General features: G+C 39.9%; 17 protein-coding genes. 6 read left to right on the forward strand and 11 right to left on the reverse strand.

Translation table 11 applies throughout. The features are described from left to right. Positions 1-42: 42 nt before the first annotated feature. From FTU13_RS12520 to FTU13_RS12570, 11 genes are all read right to left on the reverse strand, one after another. Positions 43-342, reverse strand: coding sequence for an ATP-binding protein (locus FTU13_RS12520; protein WP_180128462.1), 300 nt, complete (start codon positions 340-342; stop codon positions 43-45). Between the two features lie 272 nt (positions 343-614). Continuing rightward, on the reverse strand, positions 615-1,025 hold the full coding sequence (locus FTU13_RS12525) for a hypothetical protein (RefSeq protein ID WP_180128461.1): 411 nt from the start codon (positions 1,023-1,025) through the stop codon (positions 615-617). A 13-nt stretch (positions 1,026-1,038) separates the two neighbouring features. Continuing rightward, positions 1,039-3,348, reverse strand: coding sequence for a fimbria/pilus outer membrane usher protein (locus tag FTU13_RS12530; protein WP_180128460.1), 2,310 nt, complete (start codon positions 3,346-3,348; stop codon positions 1,039-1,041). Positions 3,349-3,353: 5 nt separating this feature from the next. Beyond that, positions 3,354-4,082 (reverse strand): molecular chaperone, encoded by a 729-nt coding sequence (locus FTU13_RS12535; protein WP_180128459.1) that lies wholly within the window; start codon positions 4,080-4,082, stop codon positions 3,354-3,356. A gap of 91 nt (positions 4,083-4,173) precedes the next feature. Continuing rightward, positions 4,174-4,674, reverse strand: coding sequence for a hypothetical protein (locus tag FTU13_RS12540; RefSeq protein ID WP_078192670.1), 501 nt, complete (start codon positions 4,672-4,674; stop codon positions 4,174-4,176). Between the two features lie 833 nt (positions 4,675-5,507). Then, positions 5,508-6,332, reverse strand: a complete 825-nt coding sequence (locus FTU13_RS12545) for a hypothetical protein (protein WP_257226757.1) — start codon at positions 6,330-6,332, stop codon at positions 5,508-5,510. A 115-nt stretch (positions 6,333-6,447) separates the two neighbouring features. Next, positions 6,448-6,684, reverse strand: coding sequence for a hypothetical protein (locus FTU13_RS12550; RefSeq protein WP_180128457.1), 237 nt, complete (start codon positions 6,682-6,684; stop codon positions 6,448-6,450). Beyond that, positions 6,657-7,052: a DUF2971 domain-containing protein gene (locus tag FTU13_RS12555; RefSeq protein WP_180161117.1), complete on the reverse strand. Its 396-nt coding sequence runs from the start codon at positions 7,050-7,052 to the stop codon at positions 6,657-6,659. Before FTU13_RS12555 ends, FTU13_RS12550 begins: the two co-directional genes overlap by 28 nt. 947 nt (positions 7,053-7,999) lie before the next feature. Then, positions 8,000-9,016 carry a ketol-acid reductoisomerase gene (gene ilvC / locus FTU13_RS12560; RefSeq protein ID WP_078192867.1) on the reverse strand — a complete coding sequence of 339 codons (1,017 nt, stop codon included), beginning with the start codon at positions 9,014-9,016 and terminating at the stop codon, positions 8,000-8,002. Positions 9,017-9,125: 109 nt separating this feature from the next. Beyond that, positions 9,126-9,617, reverse strand: a complete 492-nt coding sequence (ilvN, locus tag FTU13_RS12565; RefSeq protein WP_078189625.1) for an acetolactate synthase small subunit — start codon at positions 9,615-9,617, stop codon at positions 9,126-9,128. Continuing rightward, positions 9,614-11,341 (reverse strand): acetolactate synthase 3 large subunit, encoded by a 1,728-nt coding sequence (locus FTU13_RS12570; protein ID WP_078192673.1) that lies wholly within the window; start codon positions 11,339-11,341, stop codon positions 9,614-9,616. The genes ilvN and FTU13_RS12570 overlap by 4 nt, the downstream gene beginning before the upstream one ends. A 699-nt stretch (positions 11,342-12,040) precedes the next feature. Here FTU13_RS12570 and FTU13_RS12575 point away from each other — a divergent pair. From FTU13_RS12575 to FTU13_RS12600, 6 genes are all read left to right on the forward strand, one after another. Next, positions 12,041-12,382 (forward strand): DUF4124 domain-containing protein, encoded by a 342-nt coding sequence (locus tag FTU13_RS12575; RefSeq protein ID WP_249708160.1) that lies wholly within the window; start codon positions 12,041-12,043, stop codon positions 12,380-12,382. A gap of 127 nt (positions 12,383-12,509) precedes the next feature. Beyond that, positions 12,510-15,131 carry a leucine--tRNA ligase gene (gene leuS, locus FTU13_RS12580; RefSeq protein WP_180128453.1) on the forward strand — a complete coding sequence of 874 codons (2,622 nt, stop codon included), beginning with the start codon at positions 12,510-12,512 and terminating at the stop codon, positions 15,129-15,131. 197 nt (positions 15,132-15,328) lie between these two features. Beyond that, positions 15,329-15,862: an LPS assembly lipoprotein LptE gene (gene lptE / locus FTU13_RS12585; protein ID WP_078192675.1), complete on the forward strand. Its 534-nt coding sequence runs from the start codon at positions 15,329-15,331 to the stop codon at positions 15,860-15,862. A gap of 9 nt (positions 15,863-15,871) precedes the next feature. Further along, positions 15,872-16,855 (forward strand): DNA polymerase III subunit delta, encoded by a 984-nt coding sequence (gene holA / locus FTU13_RS12590; RefSeq protein ID WP_180109003.1) that lies wholly within the window; start codon positions 15,872-15,874, stop codon positions 16,853-16,855. 136 nt (positions 16,856-16,991) lie between these two features. Further along, positions 16,992-18,344, forward strand: coding sequence for a MacA family efflux pump subunit (locus FTU13_RS12595; protein ID WP_180128452.1), 1,353 nt, complete (start codon positions 16,992-16,994; stop codon positions 18,342-18,344). A 2-nt stretch (positions 18,345-18,346) separates the two neighbouring features. After that, positions 18,347-20,326, forward strand: a complete 1,980-nt coding sequence (locus tag FTU13_RS12600) for a MacB family efflux pump subunit (RefSeq protein WP_180128494.1) — start codon at positions 18,347-18,349, stop codon at positions 20,324-20,326. The last annotated feature ends 10 nt before the right edge of the window (positions 20,327-20,336 follow it).

Genomic DNA, 20,336 nt, shown 5'->3' on the forward strand with positions numbered 1-20,336 from the left:
TTTATTGAAAAAATTGACTAATTTCTTCTACAAAATCATGATTTATCCGTAATTTTTAATCACTTTTAAAATCGTCTGACCCACACGAGAAGTGTTTTGCATATCTGCGTTCATCAGCTCTAAACGCCCACTCATACTACGAAGCCCCACACTCAAACCGGCTTGATTGACCAGATCCACATCAAACCCCACGCCATTGTCTTCTACTTCCATTACCAATGCCGTGTTTTCATAATAAATTCGGATCTGCACCACGGTCGCATGACTATGCTTCACAATATTGGTTAATGCTTCTTCGGCTACACGCTGTAAGCTTAGACATTCCAATGGAGTAACATCCACTTCCCATTTCGCAGGAACTGACCATTTAGCGTGTATATCGAGCTCATCAAATAACTGATTAAAACGGTGTCTAAAGTTGTTATCGGGGAAGCATATGCTGAAATCAAATTTCCTTCATTTCTGACTTTATACGCATAGCAGAAAATTAAGCTTCTTAGATTGAAGCCCAAGATTCACCTAAATATCTATCCTCAAGCTTCAATCTAACGGTATAAATTCAGCATTTAACATATAATCACCTTAGCCATGAAAAAAATCGATCGCTAAGCCTCTCAAAACACCATATTTACAAAGACCGTATCGCGGTAGACTCCTGCAGGTGTCGTTGCATTCACTCGCTCCACCAAGCGCACAGCGATCACATAGTTATTTTTGCCAGCGCCTTGCTCGGTAGAAACATTCCACAGATTTTCCATCGCACCAGAAACAGTCATCCGTGTTTTGAGCTTAATCGGGCCATTCGTCACAAAACTACTGCCCGAAGTATCCTGCAAATTTCGGCTATTAAAGCGTATGCGGTATTTACCGGAACAATCGACACTAAATGAACTCGCCGCTTGACTATTATAGTAATTCGCCAAGCGCATATTGGTTTCACTGATTCGTCCCATTTCACAGCGACTCGGTGCTGCAAATGTTATTGAACTAAATAACGCTGCTGAGATGAGTAAAATACTTTTCATTGGAAATACTCCTTTATTTACACTGCAATGTAATTAATTCAGGAGTTTGGTTTTCTACCTTTTTCGGCACTGTTAATGCTGTTTGGCAAGATCGACCACCACTGGTCCTCACCGTCAACTTGTAGTAGCCTTCAACCAAACCATATAACATCACCGTGCCATCTGAACCCACTGGATAAACATCAGCTTCTGGGGTATCAATTGCAACCTCACTTCCAGCCACAAATTGATGACCTTGTTCATCCAATATTTTGACCAATATTTGTTGTGTATCAAATACTGAAAAATTAATGTTATAACCACGCTGTCTTAACGCAACTAAACGATGTGCAGCATTTGGAACTTTGCTTTCGATCGGCAATTGATTTTCATCGAATGAAATATCGTAATTAATATAAGGAACGATATCGTGTACAAAGGCATAGCCTTTTTTATTGGTTTTCGCGACTGGAGACATTGATCGCATGACATCAATATCTTCACGACCACCAACATTCACTAAAGCAAAGGCATTATCTACAAAACTGGTCAATGCGTATTGACCGCCCAACCACACCATAGCACCACGGTAGCCAACCTGTGTTGTTGAATCATTTTCACTATAGAGATGACTCAAGGTTAAATCACCAACATTAGTGGACAAACCACCATAGGCATTTAATACCGTTTCATCATTACGATAATCCACACCGAGCGCATAATTTGCACCATATTCACCAAATGCATTTTGGATGAAACGTACACTGCCGGATTTATTGATACCTACATCAGCCTGAATACGTTTACCACCACCAAAATTATAAGAAAATGTAATAAAGGCACCTGAGTCATCGCTATCACCAAATTCTTTAAAATAATTGGCGGTATACATTAAATTCTGTGTAATTTCGCGACTCACACCCACTGTAAGCATTTTGCGATCCTCTAATTCAAATAAAGGATCATTAGATTCATACTGGGTTTGTTCGATATAGTTCAGGTTTAAATTTTGAAAGAATGGAAAATTAGCAAAACTTAAATACGCCATATTTTCAAATTTTGGAAAAATATGATTATCTTCATAGCCCAACGCCCGATAATCATTTGTAGCGTAGCGTGAACTCACACCAAAATTGAGTTTCCCGAAATTACGACTGATAGCCAAACCAGCAGAATAGCCATCGTCATTATCGGTTTTACTGCCTAAAAAAATACTGTCTAAAACAAACCATCGATTGACCGCTTGCGTCCATAGCAGTCCTGCATTTTTTACTTTGTCACTATAGGTTGCACTTGCACCCAACGTGGTACGACTGGTGACACCTCTACGCCAATAGGCTGAACTAAAAAAATCGCGATAATCACTATTTTCTTCGTCATAACTGAAGCGTAGTTTCCCTAATGATATGTTGTAATCATTTAAATCTTCTTTAAGCAATTTACTACTAATTAATACCGGGAAGCTTCTAACAGTAGTATTCCCCAATACATCTTGTACAACCATTTGCGCTGTACCGGCACTTTCAATATTGGCACCTGTTTGTAAGTTATAATCTCCAGGTGAAATCTTTTTCTGATAAATATTTACGCCATCAATATATAAATCAACAGTCGAAGGTAAAACCGCACTACCTTTTAGACTTGGAATATTCCAATACACGAAATCTGGACGTGATGTATAGTCTGTACCAAAACTCAAACCACCAAATCGCACACCATGAATTAATGCACTATATGCAGAGGTCGTATCACCAATAATCAGTTTGGTCGCACTTTTAGAAAAATCAAACTCAAGACTACTATTTAACCTGACGAATTTTTCTTCACGATAATCATCCCCTTTATTATTTCGATAAAAGGCATTATTTCTTAAAATCCAATTGTCTTTAAACACGCCCAGTTCAGGTAGCACACCAAAATTATTATGTTGAGTATTATTTTCAAAATGCATTTCATAATTAAGAAATGCACCAAAATTTGCAGGCATCGGCTGGCTGATTAAGGTATCAGTTTCTAGCCCAAAGAAATATTTTGATGGAAGATTAATTTTGACGGCTTGCAATTGAGGATCAAATCCAGACTGAATATCTTGATCCGTTACCAAACAAAATGAATTTTTAGTTGCATGTCGTTTCAGAATTTCTACTTTGATTTGCAGCTTATCAAGATCTGCGCACTCTATATAAAACTTGTTATTTTCAGTCAGTAATAATACTTCGCTCTTGCGGTCTACTTCGTTTACCCAAATACTGGTTGGAAACAAATCATCAGGCATATCAACGGCTTCTGCATTAGCAGAATTAGCACATAAAATACAATATAGAAGCAATGTAATTCTGTTCATAGCCACTACTCAACTAAATTAAACTCCAAAGGAGTGTCACCTTTATCTGTTTCCACAACGACTTTATAATTACTAGCGCCTTGTAAAGAAACATTCCCGATGTCGTATTGGTTTTTACCTAATGCCAATAAATATTTCATATCGGAAGATTCAGCGACTGTTTTCTTGCTTTTATCGATGACATAAAGTTTTTGGATTTGAATGTGTGATTTTGCTAAATTTTCAACCTGAATAATGGTGCGACCATTCATTTTTTTGGCAATAAATTTTAAATAAGCTGGTTCTTGTTTGCCGACAAAAAATGGCACATTAATACTTAATAACAGTGCAATTTTCGATTCAGAGTTCGTCACTTGAGGTAGCTCAGTATAAATAATACGCCATGCTTCTTCTTGTTGTAGATTCATACTCTCTACAGATTGAGTAAAACCCACACGAACCATTTGTTTTGATTTTGGTTTTAGAATGAAATTTTTCGGATTGATAATAATATTGGATTCAGGTGAAAGAATATCTTCACCTGCAGCATTTTGAGTCCATTTAAATGCTTTAGCTTCAAAAATACGTGGTGTCTCATCATCCCCTTTCGATTCCAAAGTAAATGTCGCACTGCGTTGTTTAGATTTATCGGTTAAATATAATTGCACAGGGCTAATTGAAATACCTGCAAATATTTGAGCACTCAATAAGCAAGTCATTAAACTTAATGAAACGACTTTGAATAAACTTTTCATATACTCACCCCAGTACATTTAAATATTATTATCAATTCAAAATAAAAAGAAGTTGACCCTAACTGTGTAGAATCAACTCCCTAAATTTGGATTAGTAAGCTACTTTGATATATAAAGTATCTTTGTATGTACCAGCACGTTGAGTCGCTGAAATTGCAGTTTTTGGAGCAACAGATACTGTGAAGTTATCAACACTCATACCAGCTACAGGTGTAGAGCCGATTGGATAATTCACACCACCTTTTGTAGTCGTGATTTTTGTAGCTACTTTATCAGTAGTCGTTTCATGTTTTACAAAAGTATCTGCACTTGTGCCTGCATTCATTGTAGATAAATTCAGTGTATATGGAGTGTTTGTTGTAACTTGAAAGCTACTAGCACCTGTATAACTGTCTTCAACGAGTTTGATGTCTTTACCTACCAAAAGCTCACATGCTTTCAGAATCTGTAACTCGATGTCGATTTCGCCTTCACACGGCGCACCGCCACATTGTTTAGATTCTTTTTTACCACCAGCGATTGCAGATGTTGCTGGAAGTGCTACGAACAATGTTGCAGATAGTACTGCGGTTAAAATTTTAGATGTAGACATTTCACTTCTCCATTCTCATATGAGATTTATTAGTATGTGCATCAAAGGATATTTTTAAGAAAAACTAATTAATCTTACTTTCCCTAGGTGCTGATTCATTCTTAATCATGTTGAGAAAAAAAGAACCTAATATGGAAATTTCACACGAATATTCATGTAATATTATTTTTTACAAATATTTAAATTATGTGTTTGTAATATATTAAATATTTTTAATTTTTATATTTTCATTTAATTTTTCTCTTTATCCCAAATTTTGGGGATTTTTTTCATATCCCTATTTTTTGGTATATTATATCTTATTGTTTTTATTAAATTTAGTAACATTAAAAATAATATAGGCTGTTACATATTTCACCAAATATTTGTGAAATAGTTCAAAATAATTTTCAAACAAAACAATATTACGTGAATATTCAACTACATTAATAGTAAAGACCGATTAAATTTAAATTTTAAATAGAATCTTAAATATATAATCACTACTTTCAGGTATGTCTTTTGAAACGCAATACAAGAATTACGTCACCAAATACTGAGCCTTTGTATTAATTACAGGTTTTGAAACACGTCTTAGTTTCCAATGTTAAGCTTTTGTAAATCATATTTTCTTTCTTGAGATTTCAGTTTTTGTTTTTCAAATTTTTAGAATCTCATTTATTACGTGAATTATCACATATATAGAAATTCACCGCCTCTCTTTCAACACTCATTTTACTTTGCTTTTTTATTCAAAATACGGACTACCTCTTTTAAAACTGCCTGAATTCTTCTTTAGAAAATTCTATAAATAAAAAAAGCCCCAAGTTATGGGGCTTTTAAAAAAATTTAACTTACTCACTGACTGGATAAAGCAATCCTTGATCGACTCGAAAGATTTGACCTGATCCAAAGTCGATCTGCTGCAACTCTCCTTTTAATTTTGGGAAGCCAGCAATTTTCTCCAATTGCGGTGAACGTTGAAAATTCTTCGTTTTAGGATTGTACATCCAATAAATAAATCGCTTATCTTCTATTTTTCGACCATCAGAGGTATCTGAAAGTACAACATCATAGTATCCATCAAAGTTTACATCTAAGAATCCCATACTATTCCCAAAGGCATTAAAGCCTTGTAACGACTGCAAAACTTTGCCATTTGATTTATTAATCACATCTACGCGTTTTAGAGACTTCCCATAAGGTTGGTCTGCGGATTGCACCCCATAAAACTTAAACAGCAGGATAGGTTTATCTACTGCTTTAAATGCAGGTTCAAACTGTAGATAACTTGTAGATGGTGATGCCGTTTTTTCCATCAGTTCAGCTTTAAACGAGCCTGTATTGGCATTCAAGGTTCCTGCCAATCGATAAGCTGTTGCAGCACTTTGTTCAGTCACAACATTGACTGAATTCATGTCAATAAAATCAGCTTTTTGAGTCCCTTTAAAGTTAATTTGTTTTGGTTCTTGTAGATCAGTTAAAGTCCCATGCGGATTCCAAATGCCAGCATACAAATCTAAGAAATAGCGCCCTTCAGTCGAACGAAGCATCCGCTGCATGGATATCCGAACCTCAGGTAAAGGCTTTAACTCAGGTTGTGCTATCTCAGCATCTTGTGCAAAACTCACCACTGGTAGACAAAGAGCGAGTAAAAGAGAGAGTTTTGATATTTTCATTGCAATTACACACTCCATGCAGCATGAATAATGCCTACTCTATCACAACCTAAATTCAACACAGCTGACACAAATATAGGAGTTTTGAAACCACCCATGACTCAAAACCATCAAATTAAATTTGATTCACTTTTAAAGACCATGTTTCCAAATCTAATGAAATGCATTTCAAACCAATATTAGATTCAATACATAGATCTTTCAGCAATTCAAACTGATCTACCTTATGATCAATTACGGGCTTCACAAGCTCTTGCTTTCTTCTAAGATCAATATATGCATTTTTCCCAACATATACTTCAACAAAGGCTTCTTCAGGCAATTTTAATGTATAAATTGGACGCGTTTGCAATTGGACTCTTTGCCAAAGTTGGTCATTGATATATGCATGTGTTTTTGTAGAAAAGTGATACCCGAATTGAGCATCGCTAATATTTTTACAATACGTACTTCCTCTTCATATGCCCATTCCTGCATTGTATAAAGCAAACTATGCTTTATTAAAACCTCTTCATTATCCCAATTTAAAATATTTGAATTTCCTACCGACATTAATTTTTCAACACTTGCCACATTGGCCTGCTTCGGCGCTGTTTTTAAATATCTCAACTCCCCTTTTGTTGAAGGAATAATAAATTGATCACCATCTTCAAGGCCTGCTTTGCATGTGTCAATTCCGATCACAACACCTTTGTAACTATCCCCATAATGTGACCACATGAGTGGATTTAAAGCGGTTCTAGTCAAACTTTAAATCACATACTTTCTAGAAAACTGATTACGGAATGCCCCTATTGCTAAGGATGTCGGTACATCCGAATCATAAAAACCAAAACCAGTGCATTCAAATGGGTCATTAAAATCTTCTAAATGTGAAAAACCTAGAGATTTTGTTTTTAAAATCATTAAAGCTGCTTCAAAACTAACATTAAAGCGAGAATTTTAGAATCTCGCTTTTTTTGTGAACCTAATAGATCACACTGAATTGAAATTACTGGACTACTCTTAATTGAAATTAGTGGAATAATATTGATGATATATACATTTACGATTTTGTCCGCTTAGATCTAAGGCGCGAAAATGATGTAGGCATCGCTTACATCATTTGAGGCACGCAGCCTTGATTTTCTCTTCTATGAGGAAAAAAAAGCCCCTGTTAAAATCAGGGGCCTTTTGGCTTAGAAATTAGCTCTTTTCTTCGTCTACGATTTTGTTCGCTTGAATCCAAGGTACGCAAAAATAGAAAAGTATGCTCTTCTATTTTTAAGGCACGTAACTTTAGATATTAAAAAACCTACTCAAAATGAGTAGGTCTTCGTATTCAAATAAATTGATTCAAGAAATTAGTTTTTCTCTTTATCAATGATTTTGTTCGCTTGGATCCAAGGCGCGAAAATGATGTAAGTATCGCTTACATCATTTGAGGCACGTAGCCTTGATGCCGTCTTTTATAAGGGATAAAAAAGCCCCTGTTAAAAACAAGGGCTTTTTTGACTTAGATATCAGAACTTAGTTCTTTTCTTTGTCTACGATTTTGTTCACTTGGATCCAAGGTACGCAAAAATAGAAAAGTATGCTTTTCTATTTTTAAGGCAAGTAACTTTAGATATTAAAAAACCCACTCAAAATGAGTGGGTCTTCGTATTCAAATCAATTGATTCAAAAAATTAGTTTTTCTCTTTATCAACGATTTTGTTCGCTTGGATCCAAGGCATCATCGCACGCAACTTGTTACCAGTTACTTCGATACCATGCGCCGCGTTTTGACGACGACGAGCAGTCATAGAAGGATAGTTCAACGCACCTTCTTGGATGAACATCTTCGCGTATTCACCAGATTGAATACGTTTAAGTGCATTACGCATAGCTTCACGAGACTGTTCGTTGATTACTTCAACACCAGTTACGTATTCGCCATATTCAGCATTGTTTGATACTGAGTAGTTCATGTCCGCGATACCGCCTTCGAACATTAAGTCAACGATCAATTTAAGTTCGTGTAGACATTCGAAGTAAGCCATTTCTGGTGCATAACCAGCTTCAACAAGAGTTTCGAAACCCATTTTAACCAATTCAACAGCACCACCACAAAGAACTGCTTGCTCACCGAAAAGGTCAGTTTCAGTTTCTTCACGGAATGAAGTTTCGATAATACCAGTACGGCCACCACCAACACCTGAAGCGTAAGAAAGCGCAACGTTACGTGCATTACCAGAAGCATCTTGGTGAACAGCGATAAGATCAGGTACACCTGAACCACGTTGGAATTCTGAACGTACAGTATGACCAGGCGCTTTTGGAGCAACCATGATTACGTCAAGGTCAGCACGTGGAACAACTTGGTTATAAAGAACAGAGAAACCATGAGCAAATGCTAGCGTTGCACCTTGCTTGATGTTTGGCTCAATTACGTCACGGTATAGTTGTGATTGGAACTCATCTGGAGTCAAAATCATAACTAAGTCAGCTTGAGCTACAGCAGCAGGAACTTCTGAAACTTTAAGACCAGCATTTTCAGCTTTTTTCCAAGAAGTAGAACCAGCACGTAGACCTACAGTTACATCAACGCCTGAATCCTTAAGGTTAAGCGCATGAGCATGGCCTTGTGAACCATAACCAATGATTGCTACTTTTTTGCCTTGGATGATAGATAAGTCTGTGTCTTTATCGTAAAAAATTTGCATTGCTGTCTCCGCTAAAATGCTTTTGTTTCCTTTAACTTGATAACGTGATTCTGTTTGATTATTCACGTTTCAAGTACCTCACCCATAGGAGTGAGGTGAAAATATAAAATTAGATAGTTAAAACTTTTTCGCCACGTGCGATACCTGAAACACCTGAACGTACAACTTCTAGAATTGTATTTTCAGCTAAGGCATCAATAAAACCATCTATCTTTTCAGTTGTACCTGCGATTTGAATGGTATATGTCGTTGGTGTTACGTCTACGATTTGTCCACGGAAAATATCCGCAGTACGTTTAATTTCTGCGCGCGCTGAACCAAGTGCTTTGACTTTAATTAACATCAATTCACGTTCAATATGAGCACCTTCAGACAAATCAACAACTTTAACAACTTCGACAAGCTTGTTGAGTTGTTTGGTGATTTGTTCAATTTTATGCTCATCGCCATACGTGGTTAAAGTCAAACGCGAAAGCGTCGGATCTTCTGTTGGCGCTACGTTTAATGTCTCAATGTTATAACCACGCTGAGAGAATAAACCTACCAAACGTGAAAGCGCACCTGCTTCGTTTTCTACAAGTACAGAGATAATATGTCTCATTGTGTGCGCTCTCCTTTGCCTAACCACATATCTTTCATTGACTGGCCAGCAACCAACATTGGATATACATGCTCTGAACGGTCAACCATCACGTTAATAAACACGCACTTGTCATTGATCGCCATCGCTTCAGCAAGCTTCGACTCGAGTTCATCTGCATGGTCAATTTGAATACCTACATGACCATACGCCTCCATTAATTTAGGGAAGTCTGGAAGTGACTCAACATACGAGCTTGAGTGACGACCTTCGTAGTTCATGTCTTGCCATTGCTTAACCATACCTAATGCACGGTTATTCAAGCATAGAATTTTTACATTCAAGCCATATTGCTTACATGTAGATAGTTCTTGGATACACATCTGAATCGATGCTTCGCCAGTAATACACACTACTTGCTGATCTGGGAAGGCAAGTTTAGCTGCCATAGCATATGGCAAACCTACACCCATGGTTCCTAGACCACCTGAGTTGATCCATTGACGTGGACGTGTGTATTTGTAGTAAAGCGCACCAAACATTTGGTGTTGACCAACGTCTGAAGTAATGATGGCTTGACTATTGGTAATTTTATCCAACGCTTCAACAACTTGCTGTGGCTTCATCGAACCATCAGTTGGTTTGTCATAGTTCAAACCATGAACTTGGCGCCATTCATTGATTTGTTTCCACCAAGCCCCGATATCTTCAGGATTTGGTTTAGACACATTCAATTGTTTTAATTGCGCCAACATTTCAGTCAATACAGGCTCTACTGCACCCACAATTGGGATGTGCGCCATAATTGTTTTTGAAATCGTTGCTGGGTCAATATCAATATGAATGACTTTCGCATTTGGACAGAATTTCGCTGGGTTATTGGTTACACGGTCATCGAAGCGCGCACCTACACACAAAATCACATCTGCATTGTGCATCGTCATATTGGCTTCATAAGTACCATGCATACCCAACATACCGATGAACTGTTCATCATTGCCCGGATACGCACCAAGACCCATTAAAGTACTGGTTACTGGATAACCCAATAAATGTGCAAGTTCTGTCAACTGTGCAGAAGCGTTGCCTTGAACCACACCACCGCCTGAATAAATAATTGGGCGTTTAGCATGAATCAATTCATCAATTGCTTTACGAATTTGACCAGAGTGACCACGATGCGGCGGTTGATACGAACGCATTTTCACTTTTTCAGGATATTCGTAAGCAAATTTCTCTGCAGGATTCGTCGCATCCTTTGGAATATCAACAACAACAGGACCCGGACGGCCACTTGAAGCGATATAAAATGCCTTCTTAATAATCGAAGGGATTTCGCTTGCATGACGTACTTGGAAGCTGTGTTTTACGATTGGGCGCGAAATACCGACCATATCCGTTTCTTGGAACGCATCCTCACCGATAAGATGGCTTGCAACCTGACCTGACAAAATCACCATTGGGATTGAGTCCATATAGGCAGTTGCAATTGGAGTTACGGTATTTGTTGCACCAGGACCAGATGTCACCAATACGACACCTGTTTTACCTGTGACACGTGAGTAAGCATCAGCCATATGACCAGCAGCTTGCTCGTGGCGCACTAGGTAATGATTGATTTTTTCTTGTTGAAATAGCGCATCATAAATATGCAGTACTGCGCCGCCTGGGTATCCAAAAACATGTTCAACGCCTTCGTCCGCTAAAGCGCGAACAAGCATTTCACCACCAGATAAAAGTTCCAACGTGATTCACCCTAATCTTTTTTCACGCACAAATGGAGGGCATTTGTCGTGGTTAATTCATTAACTGTGTGCTCTGTTATAGCACACAAATTTCATAGTTTTCATAGCAATAAGAAAAAAATCTGACCTGCTTGCTGTTTGAGCAATATGGGGTCTAAAACATGTTGGGATAAACATATTTTGTTGGCTTTGTTCAACCTCTCGGCTAGAGAAGAAGTCCATTGCTAAAATGCACTCATTCGAAGGGTGATCGATCTAAGGCATATAAAACTAAAGACAGCATTTTTGTAGTTTCAACCATTAAAGTCAAGTTTAAAAATGGGCTTTTTTCTGATTACTTACAGACCGTTTATTTTTTAAGCACACTCCCGTTCTTTGCATTCTTTGTAGTTTGTTTATTTATAACCAGTTAGCATGTATTTAATAAAATACTTTTATAAATCTAATAAATAAATTAAATGAATTGCTGTGGATTTTTAATTCAATTGCCTCACTTTCAACTTAAGGCATGGATTAAATGATAAAAACACAATATTTTGATTGCTTATAAATCCCCCAATTCATCATTCACAAAGTTATTCATCCCACACGATGCCCCTTTTATCCTTTGTGCTAAAAAATGCATAGATTCTGCTGTCAAAAAAGCGCAAAATTTTCAGCATAATTTTGCATGATCACTCTAACTTTGGGACTGAATTTATGATGAAGACGACGATTGCTCGCACTGCCTGTATTTTATCTAGCATGGCATTTTGCCTGACCAGTTTGGACCTTTCAGCGAAAGAATATTACAAGTGGGTGGATGCAAAAGGTTCAACGCATTACACCACCACGCCACCGCCAAAAAATGCGCAGCGTAAAGGTAAAGTGAATACCTATGGTGCAACAACGACTACGCAATCAACTCCAGCAAAAAACCAAGAAGAGGTTTCACGTGAAGCCGAACAGTCGAATGAACAAAATGAGCAACTGGCGGAACAACAACGCGAAGCCAATGCAGCGCTCCGCCAAGGTCAAGCCGTAGCCTCCGCACCACAATAATTTACGCCAAAGTCTGCAATTTTGACTTAAATTATTTACATCTACACAGCATCGCAAAATTCACTCTAGGCGTATTTTGCGCTATGCTGTAGCACAAACTTTTTAACCGTTATTTCTATTTACGTTTATGACTACTCACATTGACCCTGAATATCAAGCCAGTGCGATTGAACCTACAGTCCAACAAGACTGGGAAAATCGCAAAGCCTTTAAAGTTGCCGACCAAGTAGAAGGACCACGTCGTTATATCCTCTCTATGTTCCCTTATCCAAGTGGCAAACTGCATATGGGTCATGTGCGTAACTACACCATTGGTGATGTGATCAGCCGTTTCCACCGTTTACAAGGTGAAACTGTGCTACAACCCATGGGTTGGGATGCTTTCGGTTTGCCTGCTGAAAACGCGGCAATTGCACATCAAGTCGCTCCTGCAAAATGGACTTTTGAAAACATTGCCTACATGCGTGACCAGTTGAAAAAGCTTGGTTTGTCTGTAGATTGGGATCGTGAATTTGCAACTTGCACACCTGAATACTACCGCTGGGAACAATGGTTATTCGTACAGCTTTATAAAAAAGGTTTAATTTACCGTAAGCTTTCAACAGTGAACTGGGACCCAGTAGACCAAACTGTTTTAGCAAACGAACAAGTTGAAAATGGTCGTGGCTGGCGTTCTGGTGCATTGGTCGAAAAACGTGATATTCCAATGTACTACTTCCGCATCACTGACTATGCGCAAGAATTACTTGACGATTTAGAAACATTAAAAGACGGCTGGCCACAGCAAGTTTTAACCATGCAACGTAACTGGATTGGTCGCTCACAGGGTATGGAAATTACCTTCCCTTCAGCGAATCCAGACGTTTATACAGATGGTTTAACTGTATTTACCACTCGTGCTGACACACTCATGGGTGTGACTTATGTTGCGGTTGCAGCAGAGCATCCACTGGCACTTAAAGCTGCGGAAAACAACCCAGAGCTTGCTGCATTTATTGAAGAATGCCGTATGGGTTCTGTTGCAGAAGCTGATCTTGCGACTGCTGAAAAGAAAGGCATGGCAACTGGTCTTTCTGTGAAGCACCCAGTTACAGGTGAAGAAGTTCCTGTTTGGATCGCAAACTACGTCTTGATGTCTTACGGTTCAGGTGCGGTGATGGCAGTGCCTTCACACGATGAACGTGACTTCGAATTTGCCAACAAATATGGCTTAACCATCAAGCAAGTGATTGATGCCAAAGGTGCAGACGATGCAGACTTTGACGCAACCACTTGGCAAGAATGGTACGGTTCTAAAGAAGGCAAACTGGTGAATTCAGGCGAATTTGACGGTTTAGATTTCCAAGGCGCATTCGATGCATTCCTTGCAAAACTTGAGCCTCAAAAGCTTGCAAATGTAAAAGTTCAATTCCGTTTACGTGACTGGGGTGTTTCTCGTCAGCGTTATTGGGGTTGTCCAATTCCTATGATCAACTGTGAAAAATGTGGTCAGGTTCCAGTACCTGAAGAACAACTTCCAGTTGTATTGCCAACGGACGTGGTTCCAGACGGTTCAGGCAATCCACTCAACAAAATGCCTGAGTTCTATGAAACCACTTGCCCATGCTGTGGTGGCGATGCTCGTCGTGAAACAGATACATTGGATACCTTTGTAGAATCATCTTGGTACTATGCACGCTATGCATCTCCAGATTTCACTGACGGTATGGTGAAACCTGAAGCGGGTCAAACTTGGTTACCTGTGAACCAATACATCGGTGGTGTTGAACACGCAATTCTTCATTTACTTTATGCACGCTTCTTCCACAAATTGATGCGTGATGAAGGCGTCGTTCAAGGTAACGAACCATTCACTAACCTTTTAACACAAGGTATGGTGTTGGCTGATACGTACTACCGTGAAGCTGATTCAGGTAAGAAGACTTGGTTTAACCCTGCTGACATCGATTTAGAACGTGATGAAAAAGGCCGTATCATTTCTGCGAAATATCAAGGTGATGGTCAAGATGTCGTGGTTGGCGGTCAAGAAAAAATGTCGAAATCGAAAAATAACGGTATCGACCCGCAAGCGATTATTGATCAATACGGCGCAGATACTGCACGTGTATTCATGATGTTCGCGGCACCACCAGATCAATCACTAGAATGGTCTGACGCAGGTGTTGAAGGTGCAAACCGTTTCTTAAAACGTGTATGGCGCCTAGCATCTGGTTTCCTTGAACAAGGCAACTCTGCTGCAAACATCGACAAAGCGACACTATCTACCGCTGCACAAGACTTGCGTCGTAAAACACACGAAACCATTCAAAAAGTGGGTGATGACATTGCACGTCGTCACGCCTTCAACACCGCAATTGCTGCGATGATGGAACTTTTGAATGCAAACAATAAGTTTGAAGCCAAAGATGACAATGACGTTGCCGTTGCACGTGAATCAATCATTACCCTTCTAACTTTACTTGCTCCTTTTGCACCACATTTAAGCCAAACCTTATTGGCTGAGTTTGGTATCGAATTAACATCAGCACGCTTCCCTGCTGTAGACGAATCTGCGCTGACTCGCAATACACAGACGATTGTAGTGCAAGTGAACGGTAAACTTCGTGGCAAATTAGAAGTGTCTGTCGATGCCTCTAAAGATGACATTTTGGCACAAGCAAAAGCATTACCTGAAGTTCAGCAATTCTTGACTGGTCCAACCAAGAAAGAGATTGTTGTGCCGAATAAATTAGTGAATTTGGTGGTTTAAATTCCTTATATTTCCTTCTCCCTTTGGGAGAAGGTTGGGATGAGGGTAATTAACCTCTCCCTAACCCTCTCCTATGAGGAGAGGGAACAAAAGGATTTCACAATTCCCAAACAAAGCCCGTTGCGAGTCAACGGGCTTTGACTTTACAATCCACACAGGATTTCAACATTATCCCTTCGGGAAACAGAGGACACTTTATGCACTTGGTTCAACGTGTTGCTGCAATTGTATTAACTATGGGCCTGAGCGCAGGCATGGTCGGTTGTGGTTTTCATTTAAAAGGCACCAACCCTGCTGCTGTACCTGTAGCCTATTCCAATATGCGATTGGCACTTCCTGAAGATACGGATGATTTACATGAAAAGTTAGCGATTTATTTAGGTTCTGCAGGCGTGCAATTGAGCAATAATCAAAATGCCTATGTCTTACATGTGTTGGATTACACTCCACGACGTTTAGAACTCAATGGTAAATTGGTTGAAACTTTACTGCGCTTGAATGTGACATTCCAAATTGAAGATGCTCAAGGTAACCCTGTGACAGAACCACGTACATTGATGGCAACACGTAGCTACCAATACGACGTAGCAACCGTGAACACTGATGACCAAGAAGAAAAATATTTAAAACAAGTGATTATTGATGACATTGCACAACAGATCGTGCGCCAAATTTCATCAAACCGCTTACCAAAAGCGAATCCACTAACTGCACCGACCAAAGCTGAGTAAGAACCATCCATGAAACTTGACTATCTTCAGGCATTAAAACGTGTAGACGAAGCGCAAGGTGCCTGGGTGCTACATGGTCAAGAGCCATTACTTGAACAAAATCTCCTCGATGCATTTCGTAAGAGTTGGAACGCTAGAGAAATCGAGCGTCAACGGTATGACATTAGCTCTGCTGCTGATTGGAAAAATGTCTTTAATGCTTTAAATAGCTTGTCATTATTTTCCAGTCAACTGGCAATTGAGGCACATGGCAGCATTAAACCCGATGCCAATGGACTAAAACTGTTAAAAAGCTATTTGCAGCAAAATGAAAGTAACTTGCTGCTCGTGGTCATGCCGAAGCAAGACAGTGCGAGTTTAAAGACCAGTTTTTTCCAAACCATTGATGCAAATGGAGTCAATGTTGCACTGACTGCAAACTACCCTAAAGATCGTCAGCAAATTTTGGCCGTTGAAGCACAAAAGCTTGGCATTCAACTCGCCAATGATGCTTGGCAATGGCTAGAACAGCATCATGAGCACAATTTACTGGCGGCAAAAAATAGTTTAATGCGTGTCGCAGATACTTTTCCTGAAGCAGAGATGATTCAGATTGATCATCTGTACTCTTGCTTACAAGATCAGTCACGCTACACCACCTATGATTTAAATGATGCCATGCTGCAAGGCAATTTGGCGCAATCAATTAAAATTTTTCAATACTTAATCGCTTCAGGCGAGCCGATGTCGCTGATTTTATGGAGTATCAGTAAGGAAATGCGTTTGCTGATGCAACTGTTTGAGCAGCCACAAAATGCCTTGCAAATTGGTATTTGGAAAACCAAAGTCGGGCTGTATCAACAAGCGTTACGCCGTTTAAATGCGAACGATTTTTTGACTTGGCCTGCCCTATTACTTCGTTTAGACGCGTCAATAAAAGGTTTAGGTCATGAAAATCCTGAGCACTTGGTACAACAAGCTATTGCCAGCTTGTGTGGGCGCAGACTCTTCTAGTCTAATAAAAGGCTGTAATAACTTGCATTGCAGTATAAAAGAATAATTATCATTACTATTTGTTCAAAAAGTTCACAATTTATCCGTATTTAAATCTTATAATTCAATCATCTTTATAAACTTTTAACTGCCAATCATGACAAAAATAAAACCAGCAAAATTGATCGTAGCCATCATCGTTGCTTTGGCAATCGCTGTCACTGCATGGCATTTCCTAAAACCTAAAGAAACTCAGCCGCAATATATTACTGCTGAAGTGAGTCGTGGTGACATTGAAAACTCTGTGCTTGCAACAGGTGTACTTGAAGCAACCAAAATGGTGAGTGTTGGTGCACAGGTTTCTGGTCAGGTGAAAAAGATGTATGTGCAGCTCGGCGATGAAGTTAAACAAGGTCAGCTGATTGCCCGTATTGACTCGGTACGTCAGGAAAATGATTTAAAAACTGCAGAAGCTAGCATCAAAAACCAACAAGCGCAATTGGCAGTTAAACAAGCAAATCTTGCAAAAGTCCAAGCTGAATATAATCGTCAACAAGCAATGTACGCTCAAGACGCGACTAGTCGTGCAGAACTTGAATCTGCGCTAGCAAGTTATAAAACTGCGCAAGCTGATATTGCAGCCATTAATGCACAAATCGAACAATCACGTTTAACTTTAGCGACTGCAAAAGAAGACTTAGGCTATACACAAATTGTTGCACCTATGGATGGAACCATCGTGGCGATTGTGACTGAAGAAGGCCAAACCGTAAATGCCAACCAAAGTGCGCCAACCATTGTGAAATTGGCAAAACTCGACACCATGACCATTAAAGCTGAAATTTCTGAAGCCGATGTGATGAAAGTCCAAGAAGGTCAAAACGTTTATTTTACAACCTTGGGTGACAGTGAAACAAAACACTATGCTACCCTGCGCCAAGTTGAACCTGCGCCGAACTCAATTAACACCGAAAGTAACAACAATACCTCTTCGTCTTCAAGTACTGCGGTTTACTACAATGCATTATTTGATGTCCCAAATGAAGACGGTAAATTGCGTATCGATATGACTGCTCAGGTGTATATCATTTTAGATGAAGCCAAGAATGTCTTGACTGTACCTGCCGCAGCCGTTCAAACCTCGAACCGTCCACAACGTAGCCGTAATAATGCATCTGCAAATGGTCAATCTGCTGATAAAAATACCAACGCAGAAGCTAAATCGAATAAAGATAATCCAAACCGTCCTAAACGTTTAGAACTAACCGAAGCTGAAAAAGCATTGGTCAAACAAGGTAAAGCGAGCGTTGCTATGGTACGTGTATTGCAAGCGGACGGTTCTGCACAACCTCAACCTGTATTACTTGGTTTAAATAACCGTGTGACCGCACAAGTGATCCGTGGCCTAAAACAAGGTGACAAAGTCGTAATTGCCGACGGTTCAGATACCTCTAATGATTCAGCGAAACGCAGCAACCGTGGTGGTGCTGTCGGCCCAATGAGAATGTAATGATGAGTCAAAATCAGACGCCTCTACTCGAGGTCAAGAATCTGACTCGTGAATTCCCTGCCGGTGAAAGCACAGTCCAGATTCTAAAAGGGGTCAATCTTGAGATTTACCCAGGTGAACTGGTAGCAATTGTAGGTCAGTCCGGTTCTGGTAAATCAACTCTCATGAACATTTTGGGGTGCCTTGATAAGCCAACCAATGGCAGCTACAAAGTCAAAGGGCGTGAAACCCGTGAACTTGAACCAGATGAACTGGCACAGTTACGCCGTGAATATTTTGGCTTTATTTTCCAACGCTATCACTTACTCGGTGATTTGAATGCTGCAGGTAACGTCGAAGTTCCTGCAATCTATGCCGGTGCAGATGCAACCGAACGCAATGCACGTGCCAAGCAACTGCTGACTGACTTAGGACTGGGTGAAAAAACCCAAAACCGTCCGAGCCAACTCTCGGGTGGTCAGCAACAACGTGTGTCGATTGCGCGTGCCCTCATGAATGGTGGCGATGTTATTCTTGCCGATGAACCCACCGGTGCATTGGATAAGAATAGTGGTATTGAAGTGATGCGGATTTTGCGCGAACTCAATGCCAAAGGTCATACCATTATTTTGGTCACGCACGACCATAATGTTGCAAAAAATGCGACTCGAATTATTGAAATTTCTGACGGTAATATCATCTCAGATCTGCCCAATGTGCCTGAAACAGATGATGAACCTTTAGAAAAGCAACAACTCGTTCCAAATACCCAGAAAAAAACCTCGAGCTGGCGCTCAGCCGTTGACCGCCTTGGTGAAGCCTTCCGTATGGCGATCCTTGCCATGAATGCACACCGGATGCGTACATTTTTAACCATGCTCGGGATCATTATTGGTATCGCTTCTGTGGTTTCTGTTGTGGCTCTTGGGAATGGTTCACAAAAGCAAATTTTAGAAAATATCAGCAGTTTAGGTACCAATACCATCACGGTGTATCAAGGTCGAGGCTTTGGTGATAATTCCAGATCCTCCCAAGTAAAAACATTGGTTCCAGCCGATGCGACAGCCCTTGCTGAGCAACCTTATGTCGATGGCGTTAGTCCTTCGGTTAATTCATCTGTTACAGCACGTTTTAAAGATACAGAAGCGTCGACCACAGTGAATGGCGTGAGTGAAGATTTCTTCTATGTCAAAGGAATGAACTTCGCTTCGGGTCAGCCTTTTGATAAAGAAAGCGTGACTGAGCAAGCGCAAGATGTGGTGATTGATAGTAATACTAAAAATACCTTCTTTGCCGATGGCACCAACCCTGTGGGTCAAGTCATTTTATTAGGCAGTGTGCCGAGCCGTATCATTGGCGTGATCGAAGAACAAAAAAGCATGATGGGTAACTCAGATAGCCTGAATGTGTATTTGCCCTATTCAACGGTCATGAGTCGTATGTTAGGTCAGTCGAATGTACGCAGCATCATTGTCCGCGTAAAAGATGAATACCCAAGTGCTGCGGCTGAGAACGCCATATTGAACTTGTTGGTGCAACGTCATGGCGCGCAAGATGTCTTTACACAAAACTCCGATAGTATCCGTGAAACCATTCAACAAACCACTGCAACAATGACCTTATTGGTGTCTGCGATTGCGGTGATTTCATTGATCGTCGGTGGTATCGGGGTCATGAACATTATGTTGGTTTCTGTGACTGAGCGTACTCAAGAAATTGGTGTGCGTATGGCCGTGGGTGCCCGTCAAAGTGATATTTTACAGCAGTTCCTGATTGAGGCGGTGTTGGTGTGTATCTTAGGCGGTGTGCTTGGGGTTTTATTATCTTTAGGTATTGGACAATTGATTAGTCATTTTGCCGGTGGAACATTCCAAATGGCCTATTCAACGACGTCTATCATTGCTGCATTTGTCTGCTCAAGTATGATTGGTATTGTGTTTGGCTTTATTCCTGCACGTAATGCCGCACAGCTTAACCCTGTCGATGCGCTTTCTCGCGAATAAGGAAATAATG

This window comes from Acinetobacter sp. YH12064 (genome assembly GCF_013419735.1).
Classification (GTDB): domain Bacteria; phylum Pseudomonadota; class Gammaproteobacteria; order Pseudomonadales; family Moraxellaceae; genus Acinetobacter; species Acinetobacter amyesii.